The organism is Thalassococcus sp., assembly GCF_982780845.1.
This window is the reverse complement of record NZ_CEYADA010000001.1, coordinates 320,720-332,799: the sequence shown is the minus strand read 5'-3', so window position 1 is coordinate 332,799 and position 12,080 is coordinate 320,720. Positions and strand designations below refer to the sequence as shown.

The window sequence follows — 12,080 nt, the reverse complement described above, 5'->3', positions numbered from 1 at the left end:
CGCTTACTGCTGAGGCGGAGCGGACGGCGTGCGGACATTGCTGCCCGGTTTGCGCACCTGACGCAGCCACAGATACGGATCAAGCGCCTGACCACGATACGCTTTGTTGTATTCGTCGTCCTTGACCAGTTTCCAGTTGAAGATCGACTTGCGCTTGCGGAAGGCAAGGTCTTCTTCAGCCAATACGCCACGGATGTTCGCCTGTGTGCCAAAGCGTGCAGCCGAACTCAGAAGTGCGGTGTCAGAGGCCGGAACGCCCGACGCATCCAGACTTGCCGGATTGCCGCCAAGCGCTGCAACGGCGTCTTTCAGCGGTGTCGCATCGGTGCGGTTTGCCTGACCGGGGGTCGGCTGGGGCAGTTCAGCGTAGCTGGGCGGTGTTTCAAGCGGTTTCGGCGGAACAATAGCAAACTCTTCGGGGGCTCCGCGGTTCAGCCGCAGATCCCGTAGGTTCGTTTCTCCGTCGCCGCGTTTGCTGCAGGCACCAAGTGCCACAAGCGCAACCGCGATCAAAACCTGTGACTTGATCATTGCCACCCTCCAGTTCCGTCAAAGACAGCAGTATCCGAACTCGAATGCAAGGTCACGATGCGTTTTTCCCTTGGCGCGTGCTATTTGAGGCAGGGAACAACACAAGGCCGAGCGCACCTGCAAAAATCGCAATGTCGGCCACGTTGAAAGCAAAGGGATTGTTGATCCCGCAGCAGGACATGTTCAGGAAATCCGCAACTGCGCCATAGGCCAGACGGTCGATCACATTGCCGATAGCGCCGCCCACAAGCATACCGCCCGAGACCAGACCCCAGAATCCGGGGGGATCACGGCGCAGCCAGACCAGCACGAACAGAACGATGCCTATGGCCACGGCGATCAGAATCCAGCGGGTCATATCCTGCTGGCCGGAAAACAGGCCGAAATTGATGCCGTAGTTCCACGCCATGCGGAAATTCAGGAACGGCGGAAACACCTCGATCGCGCCCTTTTGCGCAAGGCCCAAGACATGCACCACCAGCCACTTAGACAGCTGGTCCAGCACAAATACGATCAGCGCCACGATGGCGACGGTTTTAAAGGGCCTGCTCTTGCGCGCCTCTGACATGAGGTGTCCTGTTCTTTGTTTGCCCACTGTCTAGCGAATCCGTGGAATAAGCGAAAGTCACATCAACTGTCACAAAACAAAACGGGCCAAGGATCGCTCCTCGGCCCGTCTGTAGAATGGTCACTGAAATCAGTGACGGAAGTGGCGCATGCCGGTGAAGACCATGGCAAGGCCTGCCTCATCCGCTGCTTCGATCACCTTGTCGTCGCGCATCGAGCCGCCCGGCTGGATCACAGCTGTGGCGCCCGCTTCGGCGGCGGTCAGCAGACCGTCGGGGAAGGGGAAGAACGCGTCAGAGGCGACGACCGAACCGCGTGTCAGCGGTGTATCCAGACCCATGACTTCGGCCATGTCCTGCGATTTGCGCGCGGCGATGCGCGTGGAATCAACGCGGCTCATCTGGCCCGCGCCGACGCCGACGGTTGCGCCGTCTTTGACGTAAACGATGGCGTTGGATTTGACGTGCTTGGCGACCTTCCATGCAAACAGCAGGTCTTTCAGCTCTTCCGGTGTGGGCTGGCGCTTGGTCACTGTTTTCAGCTCCCATTGATCAACGCGGCCGTTGTCACGGTCTTGTACCAGATAGCCACCTGTCACCTGCTTGATCGCAAGGCCGGCTGCTGCCGGATCGCTCAGGCCTTCGGTCAGCAGAAGGCGCAGGTTTTTCTTGGCCGCAAAGATTTCGCGCGCCGCTTCGTCCGCGCCGGGGGCGATGACGACTTCGGTGAAAATCTCGGTGATCTGCTTGGCGGTTTCCACGTCCAGCGTCTGGTTCAGGGCGATGATGCCACCGAAGGCCGATGTGCGGTCACAGTCGAATGCGCGGCTGTAGGCTTCGGCCAGTGTCGCGCCGCGGGCCACGCCACAGGGGTTCGCGTGCTTGATGATCGCGCAGGCGGGGCCGTCTTCGGGGCGGAATTCGCTGACCAGTTCAAAGGCCGCGTCAGTGTCGTTGATGTTGTTGTAGCTCAGTTCCTTGCCCTGAAGCTGTTCCGCATGGGCGACGCCCGGACGGGTCGAGCCATCCACATAGAACGATGCGGACTGGTGGGGGTTTTCACCATAGCGAAGCGTCTGTGCCAGAGTGCCTGCAAACACACGGCGGCGCGGCGATGTTTCGCCCAGCGCGTTTGCCATCCATGTGGACACTGCCGCGTCATAGGCACCGGTTCGGGCATAGGCGGTCAGGGCCAGTTTCTGGCGGAATTCGTAAGATGTCTGGCCATCGTTGGCATCCAGTTCGGCCAGCAGCGCGTCATAGTCTTCGACGTCTACAACCACGTTGACGAACTTGTGGTTCTTGGCTGCGGCGCGGATCATCGCGGGCCCGCCGATGTCGATGTTTTCAATCGCTGTGGCATAGTCCGCGCCTTTGGCGACGGTTGCTTCAAACGGATAAAGGTTCACAACCAGCAGGTCGATCGCGCCGATGCCGTGTTCGTTCATCGATGCCACGTGACCTTCGTCATCGCGCAGCGCCAGCAGGCCGCCGTGAACCATCGGGTGAAGCGTTTTTACGCGACCGTCCATCATCTCGGGGAAACCGGTGACCTCGGACACGTCTTTTACGGTCAGGCCCGCGTCGCGAAGGGTCTTGGCAGAGCCCCCTGTGGACAGCAGTTCGACGCCGCGCTCGGACAGAGCCTTGGCGAGGTCGATCAGACCGGTTTTATCAGAAACGGAAAGGAGGGCGCGGCGGACGGGATGAAGATCGGACATTCGGATTCCACTGTGGTTCAGATCGGTTCTTCCGCCTCTACCTCTCCAACGTCACGTATCGCGATCGCGGTGTCATGCGCTTTGGCAAGGGACCAGCGGATGCTGGTCGCATACTCCATTGCGCGGCCGGATAAAACGATCTGTTGTGCGCCACGGGGCCGCAAACGGCCTTTTTCCAAATAAACTGACGGTTCGATGGTCAATTCGGCCTTTGAATCTTGCCGGAAGACCCAGATTTCACCGGATTTGAGCACCATCGAGACTGCAGTCCCCCCCAAATCCAGTTCTGCATCGACCTCGGGGTGTAGGTGAAAACGAATCTGAAAGGGGATTCCCTCAAGCAAAGTGGCGTTCATGCGGGTGTCGAACGTCGCTTTGTGCGGCGGATCGATGGCCAGTAACATGTCTTCGCCCGCCACGCCGCGCCCGTCGGACGTCATTTCCAGAATGCGGGCGTGGGTCAGACCGTGGGTGCTGACGTAGCCGTCATGCCCGCCTTCAAACCGCACGCCATCGCTGGCTAGGCTAAGCTGTGTCGGCGTTGTCTTAGGCGCGTCTTCCAGCATTTCGCGGGTGGCACCGCGCACGTTGCTTTGCTTGCCAAGACGCGCGCTGGAATAGCCGTCCAGACAGAGCGTGGAATGGGACGGCGTGGCGCGCCCTGCACGGCGCCACTCTTCACCGAAAATCGCGCCGGAACCGCAGTTCACGATCAGCGGTCGCCGCCCCGATGTCAGTTCGAATGCAAGGGTCGAGGCATGGGCATTGTAAGATGCCTCTTTCACCGGCGGGGGCGCCGCATCGATGATCAGGCTGGTGCGGCCTGCAGACAAACGGGCAAATCCCATCGCCAGCCCGTCCGTTTTGCGTTTGCGCACTCCGGATGCGGCCAATGCCTGTTCCAGACGGCCTTCGATCCCGCGACCGCCGCCATGGAAACGGGCCAACGCGCCGTCCGAATGGCGCAGCGCACGCAAGATGGGGGCAATCCGCTGGATGGCGTTGCGCAGATCGTCGTCGACGGTCTTGCCCGCTTCTTCCAAGGCGGCAGCCGCCCATGTCAGAAGGGTGAACACCTCAAGCAGTTCTTCGGGGTTTCGCGTGATGATCCCGCCGTCCGCATCGATTTCGCGGGCGCATTCCTGTGCCAGTGCTTTGCGCGCGGGTTCAACAAAACGGTCCATGCCCTGAAGTGACAGGCCCGCATACAAAAGACCGGTCAGTGCCTCGATCCGCGGCAGGCAGGCCGGTGTCGCGTGCCAGCGGCGCGACAGGAAATGCGCATGTGCCGCTAGGGCGCGGTAGAATTCTTCGGTTTGTTCCGCATTCCGCCCGCGCAGCAACATCAGCGCGTGGTGGACTAGGCGGATCATGCGGCGGCCTGTCAGTTCGGGCAACCAGCCGGGGCCAGACCCATCGCCATAGCGTTCGATCCATCCCCAGACCCATTCCTGCGCGGCTTTGCGGGTGTGCAGTTCGCTCACGGCGGCCATGTCGTCCAGCCATGCAAAGCTGTGCGTTTCTTCCTCGAACGCCTGATCGGGGGGGATGATATCCCACAGCACTGTTTTGGGTGCTTCGATCAGGTGGCCTGCGAACATCAGGTTGCCAGCCGCCAACTGACGGCCACGGGCGAAACTGCCGACGGTGCGTGGTTCGGGATTGGATTGAAAGCCGGTCGCAGCCGCTGCGCGCGCCGCACGACGCGCGTGAAAGCGGTTCATCAGACGCGTGCGCCTGTCGGTCCAGCGTTCCAAAATCGACATACCCTGCCTCTTACCCCGCACTTCGGCGTGTGATTGCGGCAGAAGATACCTGCGTTGACCTTCAAAGTCACCTTTGAATGCGTGTCGATTTGACAGTCTTGGCGGGATGGCGCGCGATTACGCCGCTTTGATCAGGCGGGCCATATAGAACCCGTCCATGCCGCCACGATCTGCCCAGTAATCGGGTCGCAGACGAATGCCGCCTTCGCTGCTTTTCCATTCCGCAGGGATGCCTTGGGGCAGGGGCGTATCGACGGTCAGGTTCGGATGCCGCTCCAGCGCCTCTTCGATCTGAACCTCGCCTTCGTCGGGGATCAGCGAACAGGTACAGAAAATCAGCGTGCCACCGGGTTTCAGCAGGTCCAGCGCCTTGTCGATCATCGCTGATTGAAGGCCGATCAGTTCCATGATGCCGTCGCCGGTTTTGGCGTGCGGCAGATCAGGGTGGCGGCGAATGGTGCCGGTGGCGGAACAGGGCGCATCCAATAGGATCGCGTCATAGGGTTTGGCCGAATAGTCCAGCGCATCGGACACAACGATTTCTGCAGCAAGGCCCATTCGCGTCAGGTTTTCCTTCACCCGCGCCATGCGGTTTTCGGAAATGTCCAAAGCGGTGACATGCGCACCGGCAGAAGCCAGTTGCAGCGTTTTGCCGCCCGGCGCTGCGCACATGTCCAGAACGCGCAGGTCCTTCACTTCGCCCAACAGTTTGACCGGCAGCGCCGCAGCAGCGTCCTGCACCCAGAACGCGCCTGTGTCGTAACCGGCAAGCGCGCTGACCTGCACTTGGCCTTGGATGCGCACCGACCCTGTGGGCAGCAATTCACCACCAACCTTTTCGGCCAGACGTTCGGCATCGCCACGTGCAGACAGATCCAAAGGCGCGCCTGTGAAATGTGCGGCTTCGATGTCGGCAACGGCATCACGGCCCCACGCCATGACAAGCGGTTCGCGCAGCCATTTCGGAAGGCGCGGGATGCGCAGCTTTTCCCATTCTTCGGGGCCTTTGGTCACGACCTTACGCAGGACGGCGTTCACCAGCCCTTTCAGACCGGCGGTCTTCTTGCCCTTCGCGACGATATCGACGGCGTCGTTCACTACACCATGGGCCGCACCGCCCTGGCACAGTTCCACAGTCGCCAGACGCAATGTGTTCAACACCCGCAAGGGCGGCTGTTTGCGCAGGAACGGCTTCAGGATGCGGTCCGCACGTTCCAAGCCCCGCAAGGTGTCCAATGCAAGGCGCTGGGCGGCGGCGCGATCGGCGGGGGGAAGCTTTTGAAAGCGGGGTGCGCCGGTCAATTCCGACAGCAAACGTTCTTCGCCCAGCACCTGATCCAGCAGGTTCACCGCGACTTCACGGGGGGAAGGGGTTTTGGTCATTGCGCACTCCGGTCTGGCGGGGTCCTTGCCCCGCGACAAGTGGCGCGTATATCAAGGGTCATCAGACAAGGAAACGCCTGACATGAGTGACGAGACATCCTCGGACGACCGTAAGATCGAAGATTTGCCGCCAGCCGCGCAGCGTGCGCTGGCCGAAGCCGCAGAACGCCGTGCGCAGGCCGAGGCCGCAGAGGCCGCGAATCCCCGCCCTACAGAACTCGGTGGCCGCAAAGGCCCTGAACCCGTGCGCTATGGCGATTGGGAGAAAAAGGGAATCGCTGTCGATTTCTGATCCGATTAGCGGAGCGAGAATGCAGCTGACTGGCCCGCGCCCTGATCGGCTGTGAAGGTCAGCTTACGCCCATCAAAGGTGACAAGCTGGCAGTTATACCCCAGATCATCGCCACCCCAGTACAGCGTCCGGCAGAAATAGCCGTCTTTCCACGTCCACTGGCCTTTGACCTCGCGCATCGCGCCTTTGCCGGTGATGGTGCCGGACGGCGTGACGACCAGCGACACCAAGGGGCGCTGCAGGGTTTTGCCGGACACAAGATTCAGAAATTGCTGCTTGTCCTGAACGGTTGATCGTTCCGCGTAGGCAGCGCTGCCGAAAATGGCGGCAATCAAGGTTGTGATTTGAAACAACTTCGGGGGCGTCATGGCGATCCTCCTCAACACATACTTGTGCTGTGAACGTTTCCCACCCCCGATTGGTTCATTTTATCACAAAAACTTGAGATTCGCTTAATTACAGCCCCAGCACGTCCAGCATGTCATATTCACCCGGTTCGCGGTTCTGACCCCAAAGCGCCGCCTTCAGTGCGCCACGGGCAAAAATTCCGCGATCGGTTGCCAGATGGCGCAGGACGATGCGTTCGCCAGCGGCAGCAAACAGCACGTCATGTTCGCCCACGATGTCGCCACCGCGGATCGCGGTAAAGCCGATGTCGCCCTGTTTCCGCGCGCCCGTGATGCCATCGCGGCCACGGTCGGATACGTCAGCCAGCTTGACGCCACGGCCCTCGGCGGCGGCTTCGCCTAGCATCAATGCGGTACCGGAAGGTGCGTCGACCTTGCGGTTGTGGTGGGCTTCGATCACTTCGATGTCCCAGTCTTCGTCTAGCGCGGCGGCGACCTTTTTGGTCAGTTGCGTCAGCAGGTTCACTCCAAGGCTCATGTTGCCTGCGCGAATCTGGACGCCACACTGCGCGGCTTTGGACAGTTCTGCCAGTTCTTCGTCGGAAAAGCCGGTTGTGCCGATCACATGCACGGCTTTCGCGGCGGCAGCAGCTTTGGCAAAGGCGATGGTTGCAGCGGGCGCAGTAAAGTCGATGACGGCATTCGCCCCTTCAAAGGCGGAGGCAGCATCATCACTGACGGTGACGCCCAGATCGGCACCGCCCATCATTGCGCCCAGATCCTTGCCGACCCAATCGTGGCCCGAACGTTCGACGGCCCCCACAAGACGCAGCTTTTCGCTGGCCAGAACCTCGCGTACCAGCATCTGGCCCATACGGCCGGATACACCTGTAATGACAACACCTGGCAAATCGCTCATTCTGGGCACTCCTTCATCGGCAAGGTTCCGCCCTCATATCGCGGGACGGGGCGCTTGGCAAAGCACTGGTAACGGCATAAGTGGGTCACATGGCAAAAAACAAATTCCACGACGGGCCTGGGCCCAGCCAACGACAGCTTCGGGTCGGCGAACTTATTCGCCGGACGCTTTCCGATGTGCTGATGCGCGGCGATATCCACGACCCCGATCTGAACCGCATGTCCATCACCGTGGGCGAAGTGACAGTGTCGCCTGATCTGAAGGTGGCAACCGCCTATGTTGTCCCCTTGGGCGGCAAGGGACAGGAAGACGTGTGTCAGCTGCTGGCCCGCAACAAGGCCGAACTGCGCCGTGCGATTGCCAAGGAAATGACGCTGAAGTATTCGCCTGATCTGCGCTTCCGTCTGGACGAAACCTTTGACCGCCTCGACGAAACGCGCCGGCTGTTTTCGCAGGAAAATGTGCGTCGCGATCTGGACGATTGACGTGCTTCGCAACCTGACGGCTTTCATCGCTACACTCGCGACGCTGTGCCTGACGGCAGGGGCGGCTCTGGCGCTGGAGTGTCGCGAGATCACGTTCGAAAAATTGCCGTTCACCTTGTGTGAGGTCGATATTGAGGCGGACGATTTGCGCCTGTTTTTGAACGACAAAGATGGCGAACGCTACGGCCATTTCAGTTCGATTGACGCGGCCTTGTCAGACAAGGACCAAAAGCTTGGCTTTGCGATGAACGCGGGCATGTACCACGACGATCGCAGCCCCGTCGGTCATTACATCGAAAACGGCAAAGAGCAGATGCGCGTGATCCCCAATGCGGGGCCGGGTAATTTCGGTATGCTGCCAAATGGCGTACTGTGCATCCAGAGCGAAAGCGTGCGCGTGATCGAAACGCTGGAATACAACGAAAACCGCCCCGAGTGCCGCTATGCGACCCAGTCCGGTCCGATGCTGGTGATTGATGGCAAACTACACCCGCGGTTTCTGGTCGACAGCACGTCGCGCTATATCCGGAACGGGGTGGGCACGACCGAGGACGGCAAAAAGGCTGTGTTCGCCATTTCAGACCGCTCTGTGACGTTCCATGAATTCGGGCGTCTGTTTCGCGACGAACTGAAGCTGCCCAACGCGCTTTTCCTTGATGGCAATGTGTCCCGTTTCCATGCGCCTTCGCTGGATCGCTCTGATCGTGGCTGGTATCTTGGGCCGATTGTCGGTGTGGTCGAACCTAAAAACTAGGCGACCCCTTGCAAGATGCGTCATCTGACCCCGATGCCGTATTTTTGTGTTTCTCCCCCGTTCAGAATCGGGTCTGCTAGGACCCAAGCGGTATCTGCCGCAGTATGATCGTCTTTGTTTAAGGAGGAGACATTGGATCAGAAAGTAATTGCCACGGGGTTGGTATCTGCATTGATCGGCTTCGGTCTGGGAATTGTGGCGGCACCCTCTGCCCCGAAACTCAGCGAAATCGGCGACACCATCAGCGAAAAGCTGGCCCCGAGCGCAGAAGCAAATGAATCGCTGGCCAAGCTGGTGGGTGATCTGGATGCCAAGATGGACGGGCTGTCGGCGCGTCTGGACGGGCTTGAAGAAACGGTCAGCACCAGCTCTGCCAAAGATGCTGTGTCCGAGCTTGGTTACAAAATCGAAACCCTGTCGTCAGATGTAGCCACATCCTTGGAAAGCACCGCAGCCAGCCTTGGCGAACAGCTTAGCGCGCTGTCTGTTGCGGGATCGTCGCCTGTTGAGGCCGCACCGGAAGGCATCACGCCGGGTATGACCGCTGTCTTCAACAATGGTGCCGTGCGCGCATTCGTGTCGCGGGTTGATGACAACGCCGTGGCGCTTTCGCTGAATGGCGCTGCTAAAACGCTGGCCGTTGGCGGGTCTACAAAGGTTGATGACTGCCAGATTACGCTGGACGCAGTAGATCGCGGCCATGCCGTTCTGTCCGCAGCCTGCGGTGAAGGCGCGACGGACGAGAAAGTTGCGCTTAGCGGCAATGCCGACAGCTATGGTATCGGCAAAACCGCCATTCTGGGCGACGGCGCAGCACGTATTTACGTCTCGGGCGTTGATACAGAAGCCAACACTGCCCGCCTTGCCGTGAACGGACTGACGGTTGCGTCCTATACCGGTGGCAGCAAGATTGAACTGGACGGCAGCGATTGCGTTGCGACGGTCGAAGCCGTCAGCGCGGGTGCGGTCAGCTTGGGTTATCTCTGCGAATAAATATCAGTCCTATGGGCGGTTTAGGCCGCCCATGGGCCGCTGGCGTTGATCCGATTGGGTCAATAGACTTGCGCCAATGCTGCCATGGCCCTAGGTCTCGGACAGGCAGCAAAAAGGCAAAACCGCGATGGCGCACAATCTCTCCGACCTGACACAGCAACTGCTTGAGGCCGCGAAAAAGGCCGGTGCTGACGCGGCTGATGCGCTGGCCGTGGATGGCACGTCGATCAGTATTGATGTGCGTAACGGCAAGCTGGAACAGGCGGAACGCTCGGATGGCGTGGAAATCGGCCTGCGTGTTATTCTGGGTCAGCGGAGCGCCACGATTTCCGCATCTGATGTGCGCCCTGAAACCATGGCGATGATGGCGGAACGCGCGGTTGCCATGGCGCAAGAAGCCCCCGACGATCCCTATATCGGGCTGGCGGACGCCGACCAGATCATCAAGGATTTCGACGTCGAGGCACTGGAGCTGTTCGATGCATCTGCCGAACCGGCCCCTGCCGACCTGGAACAGGACGCCATCCGCGCCGAAGCAGCGGCGCTGGCCGTCGACGGGATTACTCAGATCGACGGATGTTCTGCGGGGTACGGGTCGTCGAATGTGCATCTGGCAGCCAGCAACGGGTTTTCCGGTGGCTACAAACGGTCGTCCCGTTCGATTTCCTGCATCGCGATCGCGGGCACAGGAACGGAGATGGAGCGCGATTACGACGGTGACAGCCGCATCTTCCAGTCTGATCTTCGTAGTCCCGAAGAGATCGGGCAAACTGCCGCGAAACGCACGCTGGAACGAATGAACCCCCGCCGCCCGAAAACCGGAGCCTATCCGGTGCTGTACGACGAACGCATTTCGTCCAGCTTGATCGGCCATCTGTTGTCGGCGGTGAACGGCGGTGCCATTGCGCGCGGGTCGTCTTGGCTGCTGGATGCGATGGGCAGTCAGGTACTGCCGGAAGGCATCGACCTGTTGGAAGATCCGCATGCGCCGCGCAAAATGGCCTCGCGCCCCTTTGATGCCGAAGGTCTGGCAACGCAGAAACGCGCGATTGTCAAAGATGGCGTGCTGCAGGGATGGACGCTGGATCTGGCCACTGGGCGCAAACTGGGCATGGAAAGCACGGCAAACGCGACACGCGGCACATCCAGCGCACCGTCGCCCAGCCCTTGGAATATCGCGTTGACCCAAGGCGACAAAACCCGCGAAGATCTGATGCGCGATATGGGTACCGGCTTGTTGGTAACCTCGATGATCGGCGCCACGATCAACCCCAACACAGGTGATTATTCGCGGGGTGCTGCTGGCTATTGGGTTGAAAACGGCGAACTGGCCTATCCGGTGTCTGGCGTGACAATTGCAGGGTCGCTTCCTGCTATGTTGAAAACCCTGATCCCCGCGAATGATGCGCGTCCGTGGCTAAGCCGCGTGGTGCCGTCTCTGCTAGTCGAAGGCATGACGCTTGCCGGAGAATGATCTTGAACTGCTGATCCGTGCGTCCCGCGCTGCTGCCGAAACATCCCTCGGGTTTGTCGGCGGGCCTTTGGATGTGCGAGAAAAGGATGACGGGCAGGGGCCTGTCACCGCCGCCGATCTGGCGGTGAACGAGGTGCTGGAAGACATCCTTCGCTCTGCCCGTCCCGACTATGGATGGCTGTCTGAGGAAAGCGCCGAAGACCCCAACAGGCTGACGTCCGAATATTGTTTTATTGTCGATCCGATCGACGGCACGCGCAGCTTTATCAACGGCGAAAAGACGTGGTCGCATTCGATGGCCGTTGCCAAAAACGGCGAGGTCGTCGCGGGCGCGGTGATCGTGCCTATGCGCGATCAGCTTTATTCAGCGTCGCAAGGGGCGGGTGCGCACTTGAACGGGCAGGTGATATCTGTTGCGAATGCGACCTCGCTTCAGGGTGCGGACATTCTGGCGACCAAGCAAAACATGGAGCCTGATCACTGGCCGCAGGGCATTCCGACGTTCAAACGCCATCACCGCCCATCCATTGCTTATCGGCTGTGTCTGGTGGCAGAGGGCCGGTTCGATGCGATGTTCACCTTCCGCAAAAGCTGGGAATGGGACATCGCCGCCGGTGCAATCATCTGCGCCGAAGCCGGTGCAAAAGTCAGCGATCAGTCCGGTCAGACCTTACGTTTCAACAGTGCAGGCGCCCACACCGACGGGATCGTTGCAGCACCGGATCAGATTTGGGGAGAGGTTACTCAAAGACGATAAATTCTATGGGCGAACATCCAAAGAAAAACTTAATGAAAATTTTTAGGTCATAGAGAATCTTTAAGTACTGAAACCAAAATACTATCCGAAAG

Annotated in this window: 13 protein-coding genes; 6 read left to right on the top strand and 7 right to left on the bottom strand. The window is 59.9% G+C overall.

Annotated features, from left to right (window positions below; translation table 11 throughout):
- Positions 1–3 precede the first annotated feature (3 nt).
- The 5 genes from AC4FIA_RS01635 to AC4FIA_RS01615 all read right to left on the bottom strand — a co-directional run bounded on the left by AC4FIA_RS01635 (position 4) and on the right by AC4FIA_RS01615 (position 5,967).
- Entirely contained in the window at positions 4–531 is a 528-nt protein-coding gene (locus tag AC4FIA_RS01635) for a DUF3035 domain-containing protein (RefSeq protein WP_103909255.1), read from the bottom strand.
- A 52-nt stretch (positions 532–583) separates the two neighbouring features.
- A complete protein-coding gene (gene lspA, locus AC4FIA_RS01630) occupies positions 584–1,099 on the bottom strand; it encodes a signal peptidase II (protein WP_490364451.1) in 516 nt (171 codons plus the stop codon).
- Positions 1,100–1,228: 129 nt separating this feature from the next.
- Positions 1,229–2,818 (bottom strand): bifunctional phosphoribosylaminoimidazolecarboxamide formyltransferase/IMP cyclohydrolase, encoded by a 1,590-nt coding sequence (gene purH, locus AC4FIA_RS01625; RefSeq protein WP_287473800.1) that lies wholly within the window; start codon positions 2,816–2,818, stop codon positions 1,229–1,231.
- A gap of 17 nt (positions 2,819–2,835) precedes the next feature.
- Positions 2,836–4,584 carry a heparinase II/III family protein gene (locus tag AC4FIA_RS01620; RefSeq protein WP_490364450.1) on the bottom strand — a complete coding sequence of 583 codons (1,749 nt, stop codon included), beginning with the start codon at positions 4,582–4,584 and terminating at the stop codon, positions 2,836–2,838.
- Positions 4,585–4,701: 117 nt separating this feature from the next.
- A complete protein-coding gene (locus AC4FIA_RS01615) occupies positions 4,702–5,967 on the bottom strand; it encodes an RsmB/NOP family class I SAM-dependent RNA methyltransferase (RefSeq protein ID WP_490364449.1) in 1,266 nt (421 codons plus the stop codon).
- Between the two features lie 82 nt (positions 5,968–6,049).
- Between AC4FIA_RS01615 and AC4FIA_RS01610 the strand changes: the two genes are divergently transcribed.
- Positions 6,050–6,259, top strand: coding sequence for a DUF1674 domain-containing protein (locus AC4FIA_RS01610; protein ID WP_490364448.1), 210 nt, complete (start codon positions 6,050–6,052; stop codon positions 6,257–6,259).
- Positions 6,260–6,264: 5 nt separating this feature from the next.
- On the opposite strand, the gene AC4FIA_RS01605 is transcribed toward AC4FIA_RS01610, so the two are convergent.
- Together AC4FIA_RS01605 and dapB are read right to left on the bottom strand one after the other, a co-directional pair.
- Positions 6,265–6,627 carry a dihydrodipicolinate reductase gene (locus tag AC4FIA_RS01605; RefSeq protein ID WP_490364447.1) on the bottom strand — a complete coding sequence of 121 codons (363 nt, stop codon included), beginning with the start codon at positions 6,625–6,627 and terminating at the stop codon, positions 6,265–6,267.
- A gap of 88 nt (positions 6,628–6,715) precedes the next feature.
- On the bottom strand, positions 6,716–7,525 hold the full coding sequence (dapB, locus tag AC4FIA_RS01600; RefSeq protein WP_490364446.1) for a 4-hydroxy-tetrahydrodipicolinate reductase: 810 nt from the start codon (positions 7,523–7,525) through the stop codon (positions 6,716–6,718).
- An 89-nt stretch (positions 7,526–7,614) separates the two neighbouring features.
- Here dapB and rbfA point away from each other — a divergent pair, with 89 nt between their 5' ends.
- The 5 genes from rbfA (at position 7,615) to AC4FIA_RS01575 (ending at position 11,988) form a co-directional block, all read left to right on the top strand.
- Positions 7,615–8,010 carry a 30S ribosome-binding factor RbfA gene (gene rbfA, locus AC4FIA_RS01595; protein ID WP_490364445.1) on the top strand — a complete coding sequence of 132 codons (396 nt, stop codon included), beginning with the start codon at positions 7,615–7,617 and terminating at the stop codon, positions 8,008–8,010.
- A complete protein-coding gene (locus tag AC4FIA_RS01590; protein ID WP_490364444.1) occupies positions 7,985–8,764 on the top strand; it encodes a phosphodiester glycosidase family protein in 780 nt (259 codons plus the stop codon). Before rbfA ends, AC4FIA_RS01590 begins: the two co-directional genes overlap by 26 nt.
- A 132-nt stretch (positions 8,765–8,896) precedes the next feature.
- Complete coding sequence (locus tag AC4FIA_RS01585; RefSeq protein ID WP_490364443.1) at positions 8,897–9,757, top strand: hypothetical protein; 861 nt, start codon at positions 8,897–8,899, stop codon at positions 9,755–9,757.
- A gap of 127 nt (positions 9,758–9,884) precedes the next feature.
- Entirely contained in the window at positions 9,885–11,231 is a 1,347-nt protein-coding gene (locus tag AC4FIA_RS01580) for a TldD/PmbA family protein (protein WP_490364442.1), read from the top strand.
- On the top strand, positions 11,218–11,988 hold the full coding sequence (locus AC4FIA_RS01575; RefSeq protein ID WP_490364441.1) for a 3'(2'),5'-bisphosphate nucleotidase CysQ: 771 nt from the start codon (positions 11,218–11,220) through the stop codon (positions 11,986–11,988). The genes AC4FIA_RS01580 and AC4FIA_RS01575 overlap by 14 nt, the downstream gene beginning before the upstream one ends.
- Positions 11,989–12,080: the final 92 nt, after the last annotated feature.